Raw genomic sequence first — 20,315 nt, forward strand, 5'->3', positions numbered from 1 at the left:
GGTGAAGAGTTTGAGGCAGGAACTAGCACATGCTCATGTTCTGTGGAGTGCATGAGAGCACGTGAGCGCGAGATGAAACGCGTCCGCCGATCCCGTCACTACAAAATTCATCGTGATCAAATACTGGCCAAAAACCGGCGCGAACCGGTTTCCATTCAATGCAGTATTTGTGGGCGCAGATTCAAAAGCCCGCACCCACAAACGAAGGCGTGTTCGGTCGAATGCCGAAAAGTACACAGGGCTCGCAATCTGCGGAAGTGGCAACGCGCAAATCCTGACCAGGTCAGGAAGCACCACGCCGCGGATTGGGCGAAGAATGCGCCCGCGCGCAATGCCCAAAGGCGTCGTAGATATGGGCGTGACGCAGACCAGATGCGATGCGAAGCGCGGCAGCGATATGCCGAAAATCGTGACGTCATTCGTAAGCGGCAATCGCATTCTTATGCCGAGAGCCGAGCCGCTCTCAAACTCGTTCGTGAAATCGAATCCAAAGGCTTGGAGGCACTAAAATGAGCGCTCAACTGTTTGAAATATTTCGATCTACGATGATGGAAAACCCTGATGCGTCCAGAAGAGAAGCGCAGGACGAGTTCGTTTTACAGATGCAGTCTGACCAAATTTTCTTAGATTTATTGGCCAGAGACTATTTCGACAGAATGGCGGCTGTATGGACGGTGCGTTCGAGCAATCTTCTTGGGAATGCATTCACAAGAACAGATGTTGCTCAGGACAATGCGGATCGCCGCAAGCATCCCCATCAGCCGCCAAGTCCGATGTTGGTCAGACGAACAAGGGAAGAATCTGCCGCGAGGACTGCAATCGTATTCGAGCAGATGAAGGCTAAGGTCCGCAGCGTCGTCCTGCTAGACCTGCTCCTGCCGAACGGCAAAGCGCTCCGTGATGCGACTGGCGCGGAATGCGCCAAGGCAGGCGGCTTCTTTGTCGATGTGGCCAAGGCCATCAAGCCGACGCAGGTCGTTGACCGCCATTTGAGCGAAGGCGACCTCCAAAATATCCGTGCGCGTTTCTATCAGGCCAATGGAAACAACGCCGATGAGCGACTTGCCGGACATATTTGACGACATTGAGAGAGAAGTTCTAGCGGCAAAGCTTAATTCGGAGCGGCTCGAATCCTCATGGAAAGATTGGGCGCATGAAATTGTTCTCGCAACACACGCAAGGGATTCCGCGAGACGCCTCAAATCATGTAGAGAATTAGCACTGGAAGAAATCCTTCCGCATCTCGAAGACTGGGCTCCAATGGAAGCTCCGTGGGGAGAGGAAGTCGATCTGAGTAAAGTCGATCCCGTTGAGTTGGCTGGCCACATCGATGCGATGTTTGGGGGCAAAGAATGACGAGGGAAGTCTCTCTGAAACCCGGATGGCTCCGCGAAGATACGCGCCGGGCGGCCCAGACCATGCGCGAGCGCCGCAATCTCGATCCGCATGCTGAAGCGATCATCGCAATGAATCTCTGGGGCGATCATTACTCCAAGCAGCGACTCGGGTGTATGGATTGGTATGATAGTCTTTCACCTGCCAGTAAGGCACGCTGCACGGCTCTTGTGGACAGGATTCTTCTTGCGCATCGCGAAACGAAGGAAGTGGACTGACATGACCATTGTCTCAACGCCCAAGATGCAGCGCGCGTTTGAAAGAGCCATCGAAACCGGTGACGCCTCCCGTGATGCGCTCGAATACGCCATCGCCAAGGGCTATAGCCAGGAAACAATCGATAAGATTGAGAACGGGATTAAGGCTAAGGTCAAGGCTTCGAGGGCGCGGCTTGCGATCCAAGGTGCGCCGCTGCTCTATCGCGAGCCGGAGCCGCTTCGGAACTCAAACGATCCGACTCAAGAATGGCTCACTAGGGCAGGAAAGAGAATTGCCACCGAAACGGCCGGCCGGGGAGATGTTATCGGGGCGAAACGCTTCAAGGTCAGGTATCTGTTCGAGCAATATCGTCACGAGCTTGGCGAAGACCGCGTCCGGGCCTGTGAGCAATGCCTCTATGATGCTCAGTATGCGCTCAAGGTGAAGGTCGCCAATCATCAGATGAAGTCCGGCGAAAAGCCCGCTCCCGGCGTCGGCGGCGTCGGTGTCCAGCCGCAGCGGGTCCGAACGTCAATCGCGCGCTTCGAATGGGTGCTTAAGCATCTCAGCTGGGAAGCCAAGTTGGCGATCAAATGCATGATCACCTGCGAGGTGCTGAACAATGACGGATCGATTCAGACGTTCGAAGACTTCGGCCGGAGAATGATTCCGGGCGTGAAGCTCGTCGGCCGGCTTCATGGGCAGGGCAAGGGTGCGCTTTGGATGGTCTCATCGGAGATCAAGCATCTCTATGAGATTTGCCCAATCTCGGCGCACCCGAGAGCGGAAGAGCAGCGCTGGAATGATCTCGGATATGTCGTCGAAACCAAGCCGCGACATGCGGCAGCATTTGTGATGCCACAATAAGGAGGACGCCGAGATGTCTGAAAGAACGCTGACGGATGGTTCACCAGTCCCTGCGGATAACAGCCATACAAAACTCAAGCCTAACGGTCAGCAAGAGGGCTACGTCGTCTTATCTGAGGCAGAGCGGGCGAAGGGATTTATTCGGCCTGTGCGCCGCACCTATGTCCATCAGAAGTGCGGCGTGGCGACAAAGATGGGGCAAGAGCTTGCCGAGACCTACGCTCGCGACCCCTATTTTTACAGCGGCACGTTCTGTGTCGGGTGCCGCAGCCACTTCCCAGTTGGAGAGGATGGCGAGTTCGTCTGGGATAACGGCCAGAAGGTGGGGACATGAGCACGTCCCACTCGCCATTTCGGAAGCTCAAATCCGAGGCCGACAAGATCGCCGCGAAGCTGAAGGCGATCGAGCGCGGGGATGCTCTCGGGGTGCCTGATCCAGCGGGAAAGATAGCCGCGGCGCGCGAGCGCGGCTCGATCAACTGCGCTGTCGTGATGGACGACAAAATCCTCAAAATCGAAATGCCTTGGTCGATGATTAAAGAGTCGAGCGAGTCCGGTATATCGGAATTTATTCTGAAACATATGCGCGAAGCGCGTGATGCTGTTCATTAGGGGGGGGGGGACGACAATGCAGCTAGCATCAAAGCCTCATCAGCTAGCAAGATCGACCATCACCAAGATCGCCGATATCGCTGCAACGGACATCGCTATCGGCACCATTCTTGGTTTGGGAATGATTGCTATCTTCGCAGCTCTTCCATTGTTTGTTGGAGACTTCTTTCTGATCCTGCCGGGGTTGTGGCCCTGAAACCGCGTCCCTACGACATCTGCGAACAGATCACGCGAACGCTTCATCAAGTTCGCTCGCTTGCCTCGGATGCTCTTGTCGCGGAAGCAGCCGGACATCTTGAGAAGGCATCGGCACTCTTGATCAAGTTTCACGACAAGCAATGCGCTAAGCCTCTCGAACGGATCGTGGTGAGGAAATGAAGGACCCGGCCGACTTCAGCGAGAAAACATGGTTTGGGAAGATCGAGCACCGAGACGATGGCGATCCGACGGTTTATGTCAGAATCCGCGCCTCGGAGTTCGTCATTCTTCTGATCGGAATGGTAGCGCCCGGCGCTTGGCTGTTCTAAAATCCTACCGGGAGAAGGGACGGCTAGCACCAGGAGCTAGCGATGCACAAAACGATCTATGTCATCCGCCGTAAGGACGGGAAATACTTCAGAGGCCCTGCACAATTCGAGCATTTCATGTGGTGGCCGGATATAGAAGAGGCAATGAAGTTTCACAGCATGGAAGCGGCAGAAAGACTGCGACGAGGGCGGGAAATGGGTGATGGTACGGAGATCGTGCCGCTGTCTGAAACAAAAAAGCCCGGCCATTTCTGACCGGGCTCATCTTATCCTGCAATCGTCGCCTTATATCGTCCGGTCCGGACCGGAGCCGGTACGACGCCAATCCGGCGCCACTCCCGCATCCAGTCCGAGACCGTCTGCTTTGGTCTGCCCCAATCTGCGGCTAGGCTGTCCTGCGACGGTATTCTTTCGCCTTCAGAGAGCCTGCGGAGCATGTCTGCAAGGGCCTGATCCTTGCTCAGTCCGGTCGGTCCGGGCGGGACCGGCCTCGGTTTCGGATTCCGGTCGGTTCCGCCAGATCCGCCACTATCCGGCCGAAAGAACCGGACGACGTTTTCAGCATAGACCGGATCGAAGTCGGTTTGGCCGACCGAGGCCGTTCCAGTTGGTAAGCTTTCCTTACCTACTGAATGCGCTCCGAAGGCAATGAGCGACGCGGCGAGACCATTCGCGCCGGCAGAAAGCAGGCATGCCGAGATGATGTCGAGCACCCAAACGGGGATGCCCGTTTCATCCGACGACGCCGTTCCCGATGCCGGAAGAGGATTGGCAGCAAGATCGGCCTTGGCGGTTTCAATCGCCGATGCCTTCATGCTTTCCGCTTCCGCGAGGGCTGCAATGACTTCGGCTTCAGCTTTATCAGCATCGGCTTTAAGTCCATTGCAGATCGTGCGGCAACGCCCGCCCTCGCGCAGCTCCTTCTGGTAATCAGCATCGGCCTTGATCTTGTCGGCCCTTGCCTGAGTGAGGCGCGCTGATCTGACGTCGGCAGCTTCGGCCGCTTTGAGACCAGCTTCAGCATCGTTGTGCCGCTTGAGCGCTGCGCGGGCGGGAGCGCGGCCAAGTTCTCTGGCATTCATGACACGTTCTGCCGTCTGCCAGAGATTGTACGTCTCGCCGGCGCCAAGCGTGACAGCAATGGCGACAGCAAGAACACGAGACATCAACCACGCGCGGCCGATGAGATAGGCGCCGGTAAAGACGCCGAACGCGAGAGCGAGAAGCAATCTTGCGTAATCGCTGCCATAGCCGCCAGCCTTTCGGATAGCGACATCGGTAGCGGCGGCAAGAATGATAGCACCGACCGTTATTGCGAGGCGGCGCTCGCCTGTGGTAGGTTCGAGCATGTGGATCTTTCCTCTCAGGTTGGATCTTCAGAGGCTCGCCGCCCGCTGCTGAAACAGCGGGAGTTCGGCGGGCCTTTTGGTTTCCCGCGTTTAATGGCGCAGGGCGCGAACCTGCGGGGAACGACCACAGATTCGAACGCCGCATCATTTTGATTTGCGGATAATATTCGCCAGCCATTCGGCTGCGCCGCGTCCTTGAACCAGAATTATGTTGGGCGCACGCGACAGCTGCTCGTTTGAACGATCTGTATGGTAGGCTTTGCACTCGATGAAGATTCCCTCGACTTTGAAATCAAGGCCGAGGGTTGCTATGTTGTCTGCTTGATCATGGATGTAGGGTGTGGAAGCCTCGTCCAGTGCGTCAGCGATCAACTTTTCGATAGGGTCATGAATTTGCATCGCGGCCTCAATACTTGATCGCATAGCGAACATCGCCGGCGTCAACCACGAGGAGGCTGGTCTTACCCATCTCCCATTGGTACACGCCGTCCGTGATGAAGGATGGCTTGCCTTGCGCCTCCACGAAATCAGCGATCGTTTCGGCTGTCGTAACTACATCGTCGGTGTCAAACCATGCAGCGTCGCCATAAGTGGCGATGCCCATAGCGGCGAGTGCTTGTTCTTTAGTCATCTGTCTTCTCCAAGAGACGTTCTGGTCTCATCAGCGGGATCATAAAACCCCGGAGACCGAATAGCCAAAGCTTCGCCATTCGGTCTTTCGACCTTTTTTCATCGGTTGCCGGTCGTCCCGTTAGAGTCCCCGTTCCACTTCGCGGTGCCCGTTCTGGCATCTCTTGCGTGGCGTCTTAGTTCGGGTAGGGGCCTGCACTGCCGTCTTGATGATCTTAATATAGGCAAGCGTAATTACACAGTCAATACATAAATCAACTTATCCACAAAATAAGTAGCGACGATGTAATTACGGTGCATTGACGCAACAATTCGACCGTGTTATGAGCCTCGGCATGGCAAAGACACGGCAAAAATTGTTCTCGATGCGAACTGATACAGAGGAAGGGGAAGCCTTTCTGGAAGCTCTCGATCTTCTCAGAGGGGCTGAACTTCCGAAGGTTGACCGCACAGCGATGGTCAAAAAGCTGGTATTCGCGGCCGCCCGAAAAATTGAGTCCGAGCAGGGGAGAAAGCGCAAATGAGATATATGCCTCTAATTCTAGGCTTGATCACGAGTGTATTACTCGCGGGCTGCGACGAGCAGCAGCAAGCCGAAGCAAACGCTCGCGGTCGACTGCAGTCGCTCTGTCAGGCGGTTTACAAAGCGGACCTGGAAAAGGTCGAACTTTGCAATGCCATTTCACAGAGACATTACGACCTTGAGCAGAAATATTATCCCGATGAGCCCGAGAAAGTAGCGGACAAGGTCCAAGATGAACTTTGGCCATCCGCCACGGAATATGAGCGACGTAAACGGGAGTCGTTTGTACAAGGGTCGAGTTATACTGGACCTGCGCCGTCGGAACTTTATGAGATTGTGCATTAACGGTCCGGCATCAAACGGGGGAAGTATAGATCATGCAGATATTTCTAGTCGTGGTCGGGCTCATTGCTTACGCGGGCGGCTTAATTGCTCTTAAGGTTATGGTTTCTGACATACAGATGATTTTGGCAGTCGTGTCATTCTTGGGAGGCACCACGCTTTTCGGTCTTGCAGCCATTCTTGATGCAGTGAAGAAATGACCGAAGAAGTCACCTGCTTCGATCCCCGAGATCCTTCTCAGAAGGATTAAGCCGCTTCCCGCGCTGGGATAGCTGCATAAGCCTTCCGCTTCTTCACAACTGCCTCCGTCAAATCATACATCGACTGCAGGTTCATCCAGAACTCTGCCGACCCGCCAAAATATTGTGCAAGCCGGATAGCGGTGTCCGCCGTCATGCCGCGCCGCTTCGCAATAATCTCTGTCAGCCGGTTTGCCGGGACGCCGATCTCCTTCGCCAACGCCCGCGCGCTCATACCGAGCGACTTCAAGAATTCCTCGCTCAGCATTTCGCCGGGATGTGTCGTGACCCGCTTCATCTCAAGGAGGGAAGGGGAAGGATATGCTGTCTTCGTCATGCAATGTACTCCTCAGTGGTAATCTGTGATCTCAACTTCGCTCGGGCCAGCTTCTGTCCACCGAAAACAAATCCGCCATTGATTATTGATGCGGATCGAATGTTGACCGAGGCGCTTTCCTTTCAACGCTTCGAGCCGATTGCCTGGGGGCACGGCCATCTGCTCCAAGGTCGTTGCGGCCGCAAGCTGATCGAGCTTTCGCATCGCGATCCTACCAACGCTCTGCCAGCCTTCCTTGGTTTTACCGGTCTGGTAGAAATCAGCCGTGGCGCGATCTGCGAAATTGACGATCATGAACTAGATATATGATACGTATTGCGTATCGTCAACTGATATTTCTCACCAAACTAACAGCTAGCAGTTATCTCCATTTGACACGTCCGGCGAACACTTTGACTCTGCTAGCTACAGCTAGCATTGAGACGTGATCCCGTGTCTAAAAAGAAGTTCCGCACACATATCGTTTGCCTCGCTGCGAGCAAAGGCGGCGTCGGCAAATCCACGCTGACGGCTGCACTCGCCGTCCGGGCGGCGCAGGATTTTGAGAAGGTGGCGCTCTTCGATGGCGATCCCCAGCTCAGTCTTGCGAGCTGGTGGGATCGCCGCGGAGGACCGCAAAATCCTTTGCTATTCGATGGTGACAGTTCGGCCGGCGCTATCGGTCTCGTCGCATCGGAGGGCTTCAATTGGATGTTCCTCGATACGCCGCCGTCGCAGCTGGATCGGATCAGCGCCATCATCGCTTGCAGCGACTTCGTTTTCATCCCGACGCGCCCGGGCATCATGGATCTCGAGGCGGTTCGGATTACGGAGGAAATCTGCATCGAGCACAGAAGGCCCTATGCCTTCATTCTGAACATGGTGGCTCCGGGAACTAAGGTCACCGAGGCTGCGGCCGCGCATCTGAGGACCAATCGGCGGATGCTCGTGGAACCGTTCATCTCCTATCGGCCCAGCCATTCGAACGCGATGTTCGTTGGCAAGACGGCGTGGGAAAGCCGGGATCAGACCTCAAAACGAGAGATCGACGCGCTTTGGCAGACCGTTCAAGACACCGTTGAGAAATACGGGAGGGTTCCCGGGTGAAGCAGGATCGCGATGAGTTCGACATGGTCGGCGGCTTCACGTCGGCGCTCGCCGCACTGAACCAACCCCCGAAACGTGCCGGTCAGACACTCAAAGGCCGCCGCGCCGAGGAACACAAGAAGTTGAGCCCTGCGGACCGACGCGCACTTCAGGTCACGGGTCGTACCGATCAGTTGAACGTCCGGCTTCGGCCAATGACCGTCGTGGAATTCAAGCAGACTGCCGCGGGTCAGAGCATTCTTATTTCCGAGCTCTTCGAACGCGCTTGGGAACATTACAAGGCAACCGTCGGGATCTGATCCAATGCGCCTCATCCTCAGCATCACGGCATTGATTTTCGGGATTATCTTCGCAGGGTGCGAGGTCTTCGGGACCTTTGAGTATCTCCATAAGGACCAGGGCGGTATCACGTACGTCGTCGTCGCCGGTGCCGCCATTGCGGCCGCGATCTCATTGCTTCCGGCCTGGGCATCATTTGCCTGGCGCGGCCGGCCGCTGCTATCGGCATCGATCTGGGTGATCTTTGTGGTTGCGCTGGCATCGGTTGTCGCTTCTGCTTTGGCGCGGACGGGCTCGGCAACCGATCTCGCGCAGGAGCGCCGCGAGCGGATCGAGAACACCGATGCGCAGATTGCCCAAGCCCACACGGATGCTCAGGCCCGGTTGGACGCCGCTAACATTGCCTTGGACAAGGCTAATGATGACGTGCTTGAGAATGCCTCCAAGAAAGGCTGCGCTTCGAATTGTGCCGCCCTTCTGAGTGCGGCCGTTATCCGTGCCGAGAAGGAAGTCGCCGATGCCCGCGCCAATCTCGACAAGACGAAAGCGCTCGGTGCCGAAGCCCCAATTGGAAAGACGGACTCGCTTGCCAAGCGGATCGCCGCCATCCTCCCGGTGTCGGAGGACTCGGTACGCCTCTATCAGCCATTGATGGTCCCGACGCTAACGTCGGCCATGTCAGCAGTGCTCACGGCGTTGGGCATCTGGGGTTTGCAATGCTGGTGGCTTGGCCTTCCCGCTAGCACCGCATCAAAGACCAAGCTAGCAACGCCTCCACCCACTGCTAGCAGTCCGGAGCCCACGCCGCTAGCAGCGGAAGATGCCCCTCGTGTCATGCTGCCGGAAATAGCTTCCCTCTCAGAACTTGCTGTGACGCCGTTCGATCAATCGAACTCGAAGCTGGCACCTTTCGCGAAACACAAGATCGTGCGCGCGCCCGGCGCCGAGCTCAGCATGCGTGACGTGCTTGCGGCCTATCAAATGGCCTGCGCCCGTGAGCGCGTGAAAGCTCTCGACGCCCGCGCCTTTACCCGGGAACTCGCCGTGCTCTGTCACGAAGCTGGTGTCAGGGTCAGGGTCGAAGGAAAGGACGCCTACCTTGTCGGAGCGGCGTTGGCGGCATGACCCCGATTCCGGCGACGATGGTACTATCCGTCCTGCAGCGCGTGGCGGAAGGCCAAGCCGAAAACGTCCGCTTCGACGGCGACATGATGTTCACGATCTATGCAGACGGCTGGCAAATTGAATGCTTCGACGACGCGGGAGTGTTCGATGGCGTTTATCAGGCAATCTCTCCGGACGGAGCTATTGCCGAATTTAGCGACTGGGATCTGGACGTAGAGCCGAGTGCGCTTCTGAGCGATGAGCATGCGGACGTAATTCTGAAACTGGTTTTTGGTGATCAGGGATGATCTATTTCGTCGAGCGCGCGGACGGCCGGATCAAGATCGGGTTCGTCCATTCCCTCTACAATGTCGATCCTGACTTTCACGGCGGCCGCCTTATTGGACTTGTCGAAGGTTCGACGACCCGGCTTGCTTCGATCCGTAAGTTATTCTCGGAAGTGCCCAAGGAAGATGGTTGTTACTTGATGACGTCTGGCCTCTTCCTGTTTCTGAAGGACAATTCCATCGAAAATAGCGCCGATCCCCGAGCGCGCGCCCTTTGGGCAGAGATCATGAATAAGGGCGATAATGGCGGATATGACAGCCGAACGCGCAAATTCGATCAGGACAATATTGGCTGGCATTCCGGCGGCTTAAAGAGACGAAGCAAATTCCGTCAGCCCTTTTTTGATCAAGACGATTGACAAGATCCGCGAATAGGATTCTTTTGAGGGCTCATTTTTATGACTCGGAGAAGTGTGCCTAGGCCACTGAAATCCGCATTCTGGAGCCCGTATTTATTGGGCTCGCAGAGACCCTGAAATCTTCTCCTTGTATCGACGGTTACAACTCGAAGCCATTTTTGGTCTGTTACCCTGCAAAGCAAGACCATTTTCCCGGCGTTGGCAAAATGGTCTAGGGCGCTCGGCGGCTTCTTTGCAATAAGTGCAAGAAATGCACGAGTTCGAATTCTGGCGGCGTGACGGCAATGCTTCGGCATCCGTGAAGGTTAGGCGAGACCCCTTGTCCGAGGCATCGGCCAAAAGTCGCGAAGCCTGAAATGGCGGCGTTTCCAGAAATTATTTGACGAGCCGAAAGGCTGTTAAGCCAGTAACGTCAATAAACAAGCGCTGGTGAGAGGGCCGAGCCTCTTTCACAAGGATCAATCTCGGCACCTATTTGTGTGTATCACACACTATTCGAATTCTGACCGCAGCACAGAAGGACGTGCTGACAGGACAATGCAGCACACGCGGAGCCGCGTGCCGAAGGGTGGACGCTTAGAATTGGCTCTTGTTGGCGTCCGAAGCCGGGGACTTAGGTCTAGGCGGGATTCCTGACAAAAGCTGTGCAGCAGGTGTCGAACCCTGCCGGTCAGAAACTAAGTCCGCCCCGGTCAGCAGGAAAATGGCCCCGGTGCTTAAAAGCTCGCTAGCAGCGCGAGAGGCGGCGAACACTTCTGGGGTTCGGGAGACAGCATGCTGAGCGATAAGAGGCTGGTCTACGAACTCGAGCGGGAAGTCCGGTGCGAATCCGACCCTGCATCTAGCCTTGTCGTTTCCGCCTATACGCTCCGCGTGATCTTTGACCGGCTCGCGCTGGCCGAGGGCCGTACGCCCGGAATCGACCCAGATCACGATTTTGATGAGGCAACGGGATACCCACACTGATGCGCGATATCCTCAAAACCCCATCGTTCTGGCTCAGTGTCGCGATCGGGTTCGCCTGCGTTTGGCTGATCTATCAGGTTCGATAAGATTTGCTCACCATCCCGACCGACAGAAGGCCAGCCGCAGATGGATCAGAACATCGGATTCCTACAGGGCGCGCTTCAAGGCCTGATCGTCGGATGGTCGGCATCGTCGAAAACCCGCCGCTGCGCTCCATAGGGACGGGCTTCCTCTTGGGGTGTAACAATCATGTTGGCCGTTCCCTCCCTCAGAGCGGAAAGCGGCGAGCTGTTTTATGTCGTCACGGAGGCTAGATGAGGCTCTGTACTGATCCCGCCGATCCCGGCTACTTGAACTGGCGTCGCTTCAGAAAGGATGGCCGTAAGATCACCATTTTCCTTAATGGGCAAGAGATCAAAGAGGTCGATCTCTGCGACGATATCGAGGGTACCGTCCGGCGCGCGGTTATGAGCGCTGATGGCCGCCCACAATTGACTGAAGACCGCGAAGAATTGCTGACCGAGACGATCCATGGATCGGTTCGCATCGAAATCGGCGAACCTGGATCAGAGCCCGAACATTGCTGGGATAGGAACTGAGATGTTGAACAGACGCGGATTATTCAGGTTTCTTGCTGCGGCTCCCGTCGTAGCTCCAATGGTAGCCAAGGAACTCGCTCAGCCGCTTCATGCCGGTGGCTTTATCGAGCCCGGCATGATCGCGCCGCGCCTCTTCGGTGAATTGGACTTAGTGACCATTACGTCTCGGTCGCAAGCGGAGCGCTTGGCGGCTTTCTACGGCGGTCGGCGCAACTATTCGGTTGTCATTGATACCGACGGATACGTCAGGGACTTCCTGCCCATCGATCAGCCCGACTTCGACGGAACCGGCTGCGCCTGATGCCCCGCTGGAGCCGCCCTCTTTCTCTAACTGATCGTAGACCTTGCTCAACTGAAACATGGCATTGTGACTGGATCTCTAAAGGCGGCAGATGCCAGAAGGCTTTGGCTCCGAACTATTCCTCCCTGGTGGAAGGGAAGGCTGGGTGTACGGCATTCCGTTGTGAGGGGCGGCCGCTCGGGCAGCATTTGCTCGCTATGCGCGTCGGTAGCGCTGTGCCGGAGCCGGTAGCTCGTGGCTAAGCCGCAGTCGGCCGCGATTATCCAATTGCGCGGGTTCAAACGGCCCATGCCACCGGCGGGTATCCTCGAAGTCGATGCCGATGAAACGTTTGTTCCGAGCCCGGAATTGGATCGTTGGGTGCGCTCGGTTCTGATCGACGAGGAAGGCCCCGCTTTCAACGAAGACCACAGACACCTCGCGGATGCGGAGATCGGCTTCCTCTGGACCAATGTGCCGAACGGAAGCCGTGGCCGGCGCATTCTTGGAACCGCCCAGTTCGCGCGTCCTGCAGGTTCGGGCTGGGGAGTTGCGCGGGTCGAGCACCAGCTTAGGCAGTGGTTCGGAGAAATACCGACCTTCCTGATCACGCTCGACGCCGCATACGCCGCGACGTGCGGGGATGCGGAATTTCTCGCGCTCATCGACCATGAGTGCACGCATTGCGGGCAAGCCACAGACCTTTTCGGAATGCCGAAGTTTAAGAAGAATGGCGATCCCGTCTTTGCCATGAGAGGCCACGATTGCGAAGAATTTGTCTCGATCGTGCGCCGCTACGGAGCAAATGCAACTCACGTCTCCGCGTTGGTGGAGGCTGCAAATAGAGGACCGGAAATCGCGTCGGTGAACATCGCGCAGGCCTGCGGCACATGCCAGGCCAGGCGCGCGGCTTAGCTTAGACGCCCGTTTTACCCCATGGCGAAGCAGAGACAACTCAGCGACGAGGTCAAAGCCTTTATCGTGATGAATCTGGCTGCCTTCGAGCCGCCGTCAGTCGTAATTGATCTTGTCAAACAGGAATTTGGCATCGTCGTCAGCAAGCAGTCGGTCTCGGGCTATGACCCGAAAACGAAGACCGGGCAGCGCATGTCGGCGAAATGGAAAGTGCTTTTTGAGAAGGCGCGGAAAGATTTCAAAGAGAGCACCGATGACATTCCGTTGGCCAGCAAGGCCGTGCGCGTTCGGACCTTGAATCGCATGGCCATGGCTGCCGTCGAAAAGAAGAATCCCGTGCTTGCCGCATCGCTCATGAAGCAGATCGCGGAAGAGATGGGCGAGGTCTATACGAACCGACATAAGCTTGAGCATACTGGCAAGGATGGAGGCCCGATCCGGAGCGAGCAGGCTGTTGACCTCTCGGGATTGAACGATGAGGAACTCGCTGCCTATCGAATTGTCGCTGCCGCCTCTGAAAGATATCGAGATCGAGATCGATCGAAGGGCGTGCACTAGATCGTTCGCCGAGTTCGCAAAGCGCGCTTGGCATGTTCTCGAGCCATCTGCCGTTCTCAAATGGGGATGGTCGCTCGACGCAATCTGCGAGCATCTAGAGGCCGTGAATGCCGGCGAGATCACGGAACTCCTGATGAACGTTCCGCCGGGATGCATGAAATCGCTTCTCACTGGCGTCCTGTTCCCGGCTTGGGAATGGGGGCCGATGGACCGCGCCGACCTGAGATATCTCGGAACGTCGCATAATCGGGACCTCGCGATCCGGGACAACATGAAGTGCCGTCGGCTGATCCAGTCCGATTGGTATCAGGACCGATGGCCCATCGTTTTGACGGGCGACCAGAACGCTAAGACCAAGTTCGAAAACGACAAGACCGGGTTCCGCGAGGCGATGGCCTTCACGTCGATGACCGGTTCGCGCGGCGACCGTGTCATCCTCGACGATCCGCTTTCGGTCGATGAGGCGAACTCCGAAGCTGATCTTTTGAGCGCAGAGATCACGTTCACGGAATCGCTTCCGACCCGCGTCAACAACGAGAAGTCAGCCAAGATCGTCATCATGCAGCGGCTGAACCAGAAGGATACTTCCGGCATTATCCTGGCTCGCTCGCTCAATTACGTGCATCTCATGCTCCCGATGGAGTTCGAGCCCGATCGGAAGTGCGTGACCTCAATCGGCTTCGAGGATCCGCGCACCGAAGATGGCGAATTGCTCTTCCCCGAACGCTTCTCCGCGCAACAGGTCGAAGATCTCAAGAAGACCATGGGCAGCTACGCCGTTGCGGGGCAATTCCAGCAGCGGCCGGCGCCGCGCGAAGGAGGCATGTTCAAGCGCGCCTGGTTCGGATTCGTCGGCGCCATTCCTGCAGGGACTGAATTCGTTCGCGGCTGGGACTTGGCGGCATCGACCGAAAAGACGTCGGCCTTTTCTGCTGGCGTCAAGATGGGAGCGACGCCAAACGGGCGATACGTCATCGCCAATTGTCGTCGTGATCGTCTCAGCGCGGGCGGCGTCGAACGATTGATCGTCAATACTGCGGGCTCTGATGGTCAACAGTGCGCGATCTCTTTGCCACAAGACCCGGGCCAAGCTGGGAAAGCCCAGTCACAATATCTCGTAGGAAGGCTAGCCGGCTTCAATGCGAGAGCGACACCTGAAAGCGGCGACAAGGCGACGAGAGCGGAACCGCTAGCCGCCCAAGCCGAGGCGGGCAACGTCGATATCCTGCGGACCGGTGATCCGGCGCGCGATGCTTGGATCGAACCGTTTCTAGATGAACTCTCTACCTTCCCCGGTAGCCAATTCAAGGACCAGACCGATGCCGCTACCCGCGCATTCATGGCTCTCGCGAAGCGCAAGACAGTGACCAAGGTCAAGGATTTGACGGGGTTCTATTAAATGGCAGGCGACGTCTCCACAAAGCATCCAGACTGGATGGATCGCGCCGACGAATGGCAGCTTATGCGCCGAGCCACACGCGGCGAAAAGGCGATCAAAGAAGCAGGCACTAATTACCTTCTCATGCCGTCGGGGTTTGCCACGAAAAAAGATAAAGGGGCGGAGCTATATAAGCATTATATCGGCCGTGCCCAATTTCCCGACATCGTTTCACCAACGATCGACGGCATGGTTGGCGTCATCCATCGCAATGAATCCCAGATCGACATGCCGGATGCCATGGAGCCGCTCTTCGAGAGCGCGACAGCTGATGGCATGCCGCTCGAAGCGCTGCATAAGCAGATCACGCGCGAGCTTCTGGAAACTGGGCGTTTCGCGCTTCTGGCTGATGCCCCGACAGGCGGCGAACGAATTCCATATCTCGCGGGGTACACTGCTGAAAGCCTGATCAACTGGTCCGAGGCTGGCGACTTCTTTGTGCTCGATGAATGCGGCCTCGTTCGCGACGGCTTCGCTTGGAACGAGCAGAAGAAATACCGCATCCTCGAACTCGTCAATGGCAAGTACCAGGTCACGGTCTGGGAAAATGGCGTCGCCGGCGCAGCAACGAATCCCACGGCCGTCGGTTCCAAGCCTCTGACCGCTATCCCCTTCGCCGTCGCGGGTCCGCGCAACGTCGCGATCCGGCCTGAAGGACCTCCATTACTCGGCGTAGGGCGTTCTAGCATAGCGATCTATCAGCTGTCCGCGGATTATCGCTGGCAACTTTATAACACCGGCCAAGATACCCTTTTCATCATCAACGGCGACGCGCCTGAAGTAGTCGGCGCGGGCGTAGTTGTCGAATTGAAAGGTGGTACTGATAACAGTCCGCCGGATGCGAAGATGGTCGGACCGACTGGTCGAGGGACCGCTGACCATCGTATCGCAATGCAGGACGAGCGTGCCGCGGCGATCGCATCAGGTGCCCGTCTGTTCGACAATCAGTCCAAGACCGCAGAGAGCGGAGACGCGTTGCGGCTTAGGTTCACGGCCCAAACCGCGACGCTCCAGACGATCGCTCAAGCGAGCGCCGCGCTTCTCGAAAAGGGCCTTCGGAACATCGCTGTGATGATGGGGCTCGATCCCGAACTCGTCACGGTCAAGGCACCGAAGCGGCTTGTCGATAGCGCGCTGACGCCTCAGGATGCAGTCCAGCTTGTCACGCTTTGGCAGGATGGCGCCATCAGCTATCCGACGCTCTATGAGAACCTGCAGCGCGGCGAAATCGCGTCCGAGGAACGTAACGCAGATGAGGAACGCGATCTCATCGACCAGGAAGACATCGAACATCCGCCTCCGACGCCGGAAGAAACCGGCATCTTGCCGACCAACGTGCTGCCAGCCGCGGCATGAAGACCTTTTCCGGCCGCCGCGCGTCGCAGCGTGAAGACGAGTTGAAAGGCTTCGTCGACATGCTGAAGGATTGGTGCACGATGTCCTATTTGGAGATCGGCGCGCGACACGGCGACACGTTCCATCACGTCATGTCGGCGTTGCCCAAGGGTTCTGTCGGTGTCGCTGTTGATCTTCCGGGTGGCGCGTGGGGCACAGATAAGAGCGCCGAACATCTCGTTAGGGCCGCTGAAGACCTGACCCGGAACGGCTACCATGTCGACGTCATCTTCGGCGACAGCACCTCGAAACGCGTGCTCGACGAGATCCGTACCTATCGCAAGTTCGATGCGATCCTGATCGATGGCGATCATCGTTACGACGGCGTAAAAGCAGATTGGGATGCCTATCAAAACCTCGGTCGGCTCGTCGCGTTTCACGACATCGATGGCGACGGCCAAACGACCAAAGACGGAAGGTTCCTGCACGTCGAGGTTCCGAAGCTCTGGGGCGAGATCAAGCTCGAATATGACGTCATTGAGTTCATTTCACCGCTGCGTGGTATGGGCTTGGGCATCGTCATGATGGACGACAAGCCTTGGTGAAGGCTGCGGTTTATGCCGGGCCTGCCGAGCATCAGCAGCTTCATTCCAAGGCGATGGCGTCCGGACTCGGTCGGCATGGCATCGAGGTCCAGTTCTACCGCAGCAATGAAACGGTCAAGAACGCCGATTTCTTCGTCACCTGGGGCTGGCGCACCGGATCGCTGATCCGCGCTCGCGGGCGCGACGTGCTCGTGATGGAGCGTTCGTACATTGGTGATCGTTTTTCTCAAACGTCGCTCGGCTGGAATGGACTTAATGGTCGAGCCACCTGGGCGCCCGATACCGGCAAGTCGATCGAGCGTTTCGACAAGAATTTCCGCCATCTGGTCAAGCCTTGGCGCTGGAATGACAACGGATATGCCCTGATCATCGGCCAAGTCCCTGGAGACATGGCAACGGCCGAGATCGACATGAAGGCCTGGTATGGCGCCGCGGCCAAAACGATGAAGGCGCGCGGCTTCGAGATCAAGTTTAGGCCTCATCCGTTGGCCGGGAATCTGACGTCTCAAGTCCTGCCAAGTTGCCGCCTCGGCGCCGTCTCTCTCGAAAAAGCGTTCGCCGGTGCCGCCGTCGTGGTAACTGCTAATTCCAACGCCGGGGTAGATGCCGCCCTCGCTGGCATCCCGACGATCGTATGCGATAGCGGTTCAATGGCCGAACCGGTAGCGGCGTTCGGACTTGAAGCGAACCTCGTCACACCGGATCGCGAGGACTGGTTCCGGTCGATAGCTTATCGACAGTGGGCCTTGCCAGAGATCGAGTCCGGAGAGGCGTTCGATCACGTCCGACAGGCAATTCCGGGCTTAGCTGCAAATTATGCAGGAAATTCGCCGCTGCCGAGGCCGAAACGGTGCTTAGTGTTGGGCGGCGGCGCTTCGGTTTGGACCGATGCCGAAGCCGCTTTAGACCTGGCTGAGTTCGACTTCGTCATCGCCGCTAATGATATCGGAGCACATTGGGCCGGCAAGATCGACGTGTTTTGCAGCCTTCACCCGGAGAAGCTCGAAGGCTGGATCCGCGCCCGCCGCGAAAAAGGCCATCCAGACGGCTTTACGACCTGGGCGCACAAGAAGATTGCTGGCTGTCCTGTCGATCGCGCGACGTCGGATTGGAAGGGATCGTCGGGCCTATTCGCGGTCAAGATCGCGCGCGAGCTCGGATATGAGCGCATCGTGCTCTGTGGCGTCCCAATGAGTGCCGAGGGTGCTCACTTCTTCGACGACAATCCCTGGGATGCCTCGAAGACGTTTCGACAGGCTTGGATCAATCGGCGCGCGGAGATCGCGCCTTATGTCCGTTCGATGTCCGGCTGGTCCCGATCGATGCTCGGCGAGCCCAGCAGCGACTGGTTGGCAGCGTAACGCCTCGACGACCCGCTTCGGCGGGTTTTTTCATGCCGGCGATGCCGGTCAACCGCCCTGGCGATGCCCGGGCAAACACGGAGAAATCCTTTGCTTAAGACCGTAATTTCCTCACTCGACGAAGTCGCTGAGGCGGTTCGTGGTGAATACAAGGAACAGAAGCAGGGCGACAAAACGGTTTACGTCCTCGACCTCGAGGGGGTCGATGCGCATCCCGGCGTCGTCAATTTGAAGTCCGCTTTCGAGCGGGTGAAGGCCGACAAGGTCAAGCTGACGACCGACTTGGCGGCGGCAAACTCCAAGGTCAAAGACCTTCCGGAGGATTTCGACGCCGACGAGTGGGCACGGCTCCGCACCGAAGATGCTGCGCGACAGAACGATCCCGACGGGAAAGACGTCCGTAAGCAGATCGAGACGGCGACGGCTTCGGTGAAGTCTCAGTACGAGACCAAGATCGGCAAGCTGACGAAGGACCATGCCACGGCTCTCGCCGAGAAAGACACCAAGATTGCCAAGCTCGAGGGCGATCAGCGCAAGCGTCTCATCACCGACGGTTTGACGGCGGCTCTGACGGAGTCCGGCGTCACATCCCCGGCATTCCTCAAGGCGGCGCGCGCAATGCTCGAATCCGGCGTCGAGGTCATCGACGAGGATGGCACTGCGGTCGCCAAGATGAAGGCAGAGCTCGGAGGTGACGATATCGCGAAGTACGTCGCCAACTGGGTTCAGGGTGATGAGGGAAAAAGCTTCGTCGCTCCTGCCAGCGGCAGCGGCGCACCTGGATCGCAGCAGCGGTCTGGCGACTCGAATCCGTTCTCGAAAGAGCACTGGAGCAAGACCGAACAGGGCAAGCTTCTGCGCACCGATCGCGGCAAAGCGGAGCGTCTCGCGAAGTCCGCGGGCTTCCGCAATCTTGATGCGGCGAACGCCGCAGCACGTCCTCTCTAATCCGTAAAGCGTAGGCGGCGATGCCGCCACTCCCGAAACCAGCCGTGCCGATGGCCGCGCTGAAACCCCAGCAACCAGCCATCAACACAGGAGATTTTGGCAATGGCTGATACTCCAACCAAAGTTTCGGACGTTTTCGTTCCGGAACAGAGCAATGCATACGTCCGCGAGAACACCACTCGCGTAAACGCCTTTTTTCAGGGCGGCATCATGGCGACGGTCCCCGATCTCGTCTTTCCTCAGAAAGGCGGACAGGGTGTCGCGATGCCGTTCTGGAAGGCGCTCGGCGAGCGTGCTCAGCTCATCGACGACAACGACGATCTGGAAATTCGTAAGATCCAGAGCGGCCAGGACTTCGCCGTGATGCATGCTCGCGCGCTCGTCTACGGTGCAACCGACTTGTCGGATGCTCTCGCCGGGGACGATCCCATGGATGCCATCAACGCCGGCCTAACCGAGAACTGGTCATACGAGTTCAACATGATGACCTTCGCGACGCTGAAGGGCGCCATGGGCGCTTTGGCGGCCGAAGGCACGCCAGTGAACTCCATCAACATCTCGACGGCATCGGGTGCTGCTGCCTATCTGGATGGCGAAGCCTTCATCGACGGCGCTCAGACCATGGGCGATGCGAAAGGCGGCATCGTCGGCGTCGGCATGCACTCGGCGGTGAACGCCTGGCTTGCCAAACAGGGCCTCATCGAGACGATCCGTGATGCGGATGGTGTCGTTCAGTACGAGACGTTCATGGGCAAGCGCATCGTTCAGGATGATGCCAACGCACCGACGACGGGCGTCTACACCACGTACCTATTCGGTGCCGGCGCTCTTGGTTTTGGCGAGGGCTCGCCCAAGGTACCGAGCGCCACGGATCGTGACGAACTGAAGAATGGCGGTGAAGAGTTCGTAGTTTCTCGTCGCCACTTCGTCATCCATCCCCGCGGCATCAAATGGAACCCGATTTCGGGCGTTCCCGCTTCGGCGACGCCGAGCGATGCCGAACTCGCCAATCCAGCGAACTGGGTTCGCTGCTGGGAGGCGAAAAACATTCGTCTGGTGCAGATCAAGCACAAAATCGGCTAGCCGCCGGTCACGCAATCGAGGGCGGGGAGCAAT

The 20,315-nt window shown here is 57.5% G+C and carries 32 protein-coding genes; 27 read left to right on the forward strand and 5 right to left on the reverse strand.

Annotation, left to right across the window (positions count from 1 at the left end; all coding sequences use genetic code 11):
- The first annotated feature begins 509 nt into the window (after positions 1-509).
- The 9 genes from RLW41_RS13550 (at position 510) to RLW41_RS13590 (ending at position 3,854) form a co-directional block, all read left to right on the forward strand.
- Positions 510-1,079, forward strand: coding sequence for a hypothetical protein (locus RLW41_RS13550; protein WP_414461781.1), 570 nt, complete (start codon positions 510-512; stop codon positions 1,077-1,079).
- Complete coding sequence (locus tag RLW41_RS13555) at positions 1,054-1,356, forward strand: hypothetical protein (RefSeq protein ID WP_414461782.1); 303 nt, start codon at positions 1,054-1,056, stop codon at positions 1,354-1,356. The genes RLW41_RS13550 and RLW41_RS13555 overlap by 26 nt, the downstream gene beginning before the upstream one ends.
- Positions 1,353-1,613, forward strand: coding sequence for a hypothetical protein (locus RLW41_RS13560; protein WP_414461783.1), 261 nt, complete (start codon positions 1,353-1,355; stop codon positions 1,611-1,613). Before RLW41_RS13555 ends, RLW41_RS13560 begins: the two co-directional genes overlap by 4 nt.
- A gap of 1 nt (position 1,614) precedes the next feature.
- Positions 1,615-2,460, forward strand: a complete 846-nt coding sequence (locus RLW41_RS13565; RefSeq protein WP_414461784.1) for a hypothetical protein — start codon at positions 1,615-1,617, stop codon at positions 2,458-2,460.
- Positions 2,461-2,473: 13 nt separating this feature from the next.
- Positions 2,474-2,794 (forward strand): hypothetical protein, encoded by a 321-nt coding sequence (locus RLW41_RS13570; protein WP_414461785.1) that lies wholly within the window; start codon positions 2,474-2,476, stop codon positions 2,792-2,794.
- Positions 2,791-3,072 carry a hypothetical protein gene (locus tag RLW41_RS13575; protein WP_414461786.1) on the forward strand — a complete coding sequence of 94 codons (282 nt, stop codon included), beginning with the start codon at positions 2,791-2,793 and terminating at the stop codon, positions 3,070-3,072. The genes RLW41_RS13570 and RLW41_RS13575 overlap by 4 nt, the downstream gene beginning before the upstream one ends.
- Before the next feature lie 16 nt (positions 3,073-3,088).
- Positions 3,089-3,268: a hypothetical protein gene (locus tag RLW41_RS13580; RefSeq protein ID WP_414461787.1), complete on the forward strand. Its 180-nt coding sequence runs from the start codon at positions 3,089-3,091 to the stop codon at positions 3,266-3,268.
- A gap of 178 nt (positions 3,269-3,446) precedes the next feature.
- Positions 3,447-3,599 (forward strand): hypothetical protein, encoded by a 153-nt coding sequence (locus RLW41_RS13585; RefSeq protein WP_414461788.1) that lies wholly within the window; start codon positions 3,447-3,449, stop codon positions 3,597-3,599.
- Positions 3,600-3,641: 42 nt separating this feature from the next.
- Positions 3,642-3,854, forward strand: coding sequence for a hypothetical protein (locus RLW41_RS13590; RefSeq protein ID WP_414461789.1), 213 nt, complete (start codon positions 3,642-3,644; stop codon positions 3,852-3,854).
- A gap of 11 nt (positions 3,855-3,865) precedes the next feature.
- On the opposite strand, the gene RLW41_RS13595 is transcribed toward RLW41_RS13590, so the two are convergent.
- The 3 genes from RLW41_RS13595 to RLW41_RS13605 all read right to left on the reverse strand — a co-directional run bounded on the left by RLW41_RS13595 (position 3,866) and on the right by RLW41_RS13605 (position 5,579).
- Complete coding sequence (locus RLW41_RS13595; RefSeq protein WP_414461790.1) at positions 3,866-4,948, reverse strand: hypothetical protein; 1,083 nt, start codon at positions 4,946-4,948, stop codon at positions 3,866-3,868.
- A 144-nt stretch (positions 4,949-5,092) separates the two neighbouring features.
- Complete coding sequence (locus RLW41_RS13600) at positions 5,093-5,347, reverse strand: hypothetical protein (RefSeq protein ID WP_414461791.1); 255 nt, start codon at positions 5,345-5,347, stop codon at positions 5,093-5,095.
- Between the two features lie 7 nt (positions 5,348-5,354).
- Complete coding sequence (locus RLW41_RS13605) at positions 5,355-5,579, reverse strand: hypothetical protein (protein ID WP_414461792.1); 225 nt, start codon at positions 5,577-5,579, stop codon at positions 5,355-5,357.
- 334 nt (positions 5,580-5,913) lie between these two features.
- Here RLW41_RS13605 and RLW41_RS13610 point away from each other — a divergent pair, with 334 nt between their 5' ends.
- Together RLW41_RS13610 and RLW41_RS13615 are read left to right on the forward strand one after the other, a co-directional pair.
- Positions 5,914-6,102, forward strand: coding sequence for a hypothetical protein (locus RLW41_RS13610; protein WP_414461793.1), 189 nt, complete (start codon positions 5,914-5,916; stop codon positions 6,100-6,102).
- 376 nt (positions 6,103-6,478) lie between these two features.
- Complete coding sequence (locus RLW41_RS13615; protein WP_414461794.1) at positions 6,479-6,643, forward strand: hypothetical protein; 165 nt, start codon at positions 6,479-6,481, stop codon at positions 6,641-6,643.
- Between the two features lie 46 nt (positions 6,644-6,689).
- Here the strand turns inward: RLW41_RS13615 and RLW41_RS13620 are convergent, their stop codons facing one another.
- Together RLW41_RS13620 and RLW41_RS13625 are read right to left on the reverse strand one after the other, a co-directional pair.
- The gene (locus RLW41_RS13620) at positions 6,690-7,019 is read right to left on the reverse strand and encodes a HigA family addiction module antitoxin (RefSeq protein WP_414461795.1); all 330 of its coding nucleotides are present in this window, start codon (positions 7,017-7,019) and stop codon (positions 6,690-6,692) included.
- A gap of 12 nt (positions 7,020-7,031) precedes the next feature.
- Complete coding sequence (locus tag RLW41_RS13625; RefSeq protein WP_414461796.1) at positions 7,032-7,313, reverse strand: type II toxin-antitoxin system RelE/ParE family toxin; 282 nt, start codon at positions 7,311-7,313, stop codon at positions 7,032-7,034.
- Positions 7,314-7,451: 138 nt separating this feature from the next.
- Here RLW41_RS13625 and RLW41_RS13630 point away from each other — a divergent pair, with 138 nt between their 5' ends.
- The 16 genes from RLW41_RS13630 (at position 7,452) to RLW41_RS13705 (ending at position 20,282) form a co-directional block, all read left to right on the forward strand.
- Positions 7,452-8,105 carry a ParA family protein gene (locus RLW41_RS13630; protein ID WP_414461797.1) on the forward strand — a complete coding sequence of 218 codons (654 nt, stop codon included), beginning with the start codon at positions 7,452-7,454 and terminating at the stop codon, positions 8,103-8,105.
- On the forward strand, positions 8,102-8,404 hold the full coding sequence (locus RLW41_RS13635; protein ID WP_414461798.1) for a hypothetical protein: 303 nt from the start codon (positions 8,102-8,104) through the stop codon (positions 8,402-8,404). The genes RLW41_RS13630 and RLW41_RS13635 overlap by 4 nt, the downstream gene beginning before the upstream one ends.
- Before the next feature lie 4 nt (positions 8,405-8,408).
- The gene (locus RLW41_RS13640) at positions 8,409-9,509 is read left to right on the forward strand and encodes a hypothetical protein (RefSeq protein ID WP_414461799.1); all 1,101 of its coding nucleotides are present in this window, start codon (positions 8,409-8,411) and stop codon (positions 9,507-9,509) included.
- Positions 9,506-9,796, forward strand: coding sequence for a hypothetical protein (locus RLW41_RS13645; RefSeq protein WP_414461800.1), 291 nt, complete (start codon positions 9,506-9,508; stop codon positions 9,794-9,796). Before RLW41_RS13640 ends, RLW41_RS13645 begins: the two co-directional genes overlap by 4 nt.
- Positions 9,793-10,194 (forward strand): hypothetical protein, encoded by a 402-nt coding sequence (locus RLW41_RS13650; RefSeq protein WP_414461801.1) that lies wholly within the window; start codon positions 9,793-9,795, stop codon positions 10,192-10,194. The genes RLW41_RS13645 and RLW41_RS13650 overlap by 4 nt, the downstream gene beginning before the upstream one ends.
- Positions 10,195-10,968: 774 nt before the next feature.
- A complete protein-coding gene (locus tag RLW41_RS13655; RefSeq protein WP_414461802.1) occupies positions 10,969-11,160 on the forward strand; it encodes a hypothetical protein in 192 nt (63 codons plus the stop codon).
- A gap of 314 nt (positions 11,161-11,474) precedes the next feature.
- Positions 11,475-11,759: a hypothetical protein gene (locus RLW41_RS13660; protein WP_414461803.1), complete on the forward strand. Its 285-nt coding sequence runs from the start codon at positions 11,475-11,477 to the stop codon at positions 11,757-11,759.
- A gap of 1 nt (position 11,760) precedes the next feature.
- Positions 11,761-12,060, forward strand: a complete 300-nt coding sequence (locus RLW41_RS13665) for a hypothetical protein (RefSeq protein ID WP_414461804.1) — start codon at positions 11,761-11,763, stop codon at positions 12,058-12,060.
- Between the two features lie 234 nt (positions 12,061-12,294).
- Positions 12,295-12,954: a putative metallopeptidase gene (locus tag RLW41_RS13670; RefSeq protein WP_414461805.1), complete on the forward strand. Its 660-nt coding sequence runs from the start codon at positions 12,295-12,297 to the stop codon at positions 12,952-12,954.
- A gap of 21 nt (positions 12,955-12,975) precedes the next feature.
- Complete coding sequence (locus RLW41_RS13675; protein ID WP_414461806.1) at positions 12,976-13,512, forward strand: DUF2280 domain-containing protein; 537 nt, start codon at positions 12,976-12,978, stop codon at positions 13,510-13,512.
- Positions 13,430-14,911 carry a phage terminase large subunit gene (terL, locus tag RLW41_RS13680; protein WP_414461807.1) on the forward strand — a complete coding sequence of 494 codons (1,482 nt, stop codon included), beginning with the start codon at positions 13,430-13,432 and terminating at the stop codon, positions 14,909-14,911. The genes RLW41_RS13675 and terL overlap by 83 nt, the downstream gene beginning before the upstream one ends.
- Positions 14,912-16,306 (forward strand): DUF4055 domain-containing protein, encoded by a 1,395-nt coding sequence (locus RLW41_RS13685; RefSeq protein WP_414461808.1) that lies wholly within the window; start codon positions 14,912-14,914, stop codon positions 16,304-16,306. It abuts the gene before it with no gap.
- Complete coding sequence (locus tag RLW41_RS13690; RefSeq protein ID WP_414461809.1) at positions 16,303-16,890, forward strand: class I SAM-dependent methyltransferase; 588 nt, start codon at positions 16,303-16,305, stop codon at positions 16,888-16,890. Before RLW41_RS13685 ends, RLW41_RS13690 begins: the two co-directional genes overlap by 4 nt.
- Entirely contained in the window at positions 16,884-18,251 is a 1,368-nt protein-coding gene (locus RLW41_RS13695) for a hypothetical protein (protein ID WP_414461810.1), read from the forward strand. The genes RLW41_RS13690 and RLW41_RS13695 overlap by 7 nt, the downstream gene beginning before the upstream one ends.
- Positions 18,252-18,341: 90 nt before the next feature.
- Positions 18,342-19,199 carry a hypothetical protein gene (locus tag RLW41_RS13700; protein WP_414461811.1) on the forward strand — a complete coding sequence of 286 codons (858 nt, stop codon included), beginning with the start codon at positions 18,342-18,344 and terminating at the stop codon, positions 19,197-19,199.
- A gap of 102 nt (positions 19,200-19,301) precedes the next feature.
- Positions 19,302-20,282, forward strand: coding sequence for a major capsid protein (locus RLW41_RS13705; protein WP_414461812.1), 981 nt, complete (start codon positions 19,302-19,304; stop codon positions 20,280-20,282).
- The last annotated feature ends 33 nt before the right edge of the window (positions 20,283-20,315 follow it).

It is taken from the genome of Hyphomicrobium sp. DY-1 (genome assembly GCF_047497105.1).
GTDB lineage: Bacteria > Pseudomonadota > Alphaproteobacteria > Rhizobiales > Hyphomicrobiaceae > Hyphomicrobium_B.